Source organism: Pseudoalteromonas sp. S1609 (genome assembly GCF_005887255.1).
In the GTDB taxonomy this organism is placed as follows: domain Bacteria; phylum Pseudomonadota; class Gammaproteobacteria; order Enterobacterales; family Alteromonadaceae; genus Pseudoalteromonas.
Genome location: NZ_PNDJ01000124.1, coordinates 1 through 343, shown reverse-complemented (window position 1 = coordinate 343; position 343 = coordinate 1). Strand labels below are relative to the sequence as shown.

Sequence of the window (343 nt, the reverse complement as noted above, 5' to 3'; positions counted from 1 at the left end):
CTTTAAGTAAATTATTGATATTGGCGCCAATGACTTCTTTTTCTGTTAGCTGTAAGTCTTTACACGCCGCGTCGTTACACAAACGCACCCAGCCTTTAGCATCAATAGATATAACACCATCTGGCAGTGCTCTTAATAAGGTGTTTAATTCATTGTGCTCACGTTCAGAAGGTAAAAACGCGGTGGTACGTACATCATGAACACCATCAATCAATCGAATTGAAGGCATAATTTTTTGAAATTGTTCAAATTCAATTTCAGGAAAGCTCACATACATACGACAATTAACTGAGTCGACTTCAATTCCTTTCAAGTCAACATTGTAGCTAACTAAAATATTAAG

At 36.4% G+C, this 343-nt stretch carries 1 protein-coding gene; it reads right to left on the bottom strand.

Going from position 1 to position 343, the window contains the following annotated elements:
* Positions 1–343 (bottom strand): PAS domain-containing protein (locus CWB76_RS19010; RefSeq protein ID WP_138609682.1); only part of this gene is annotated, 343 nt, incomplete at both ends.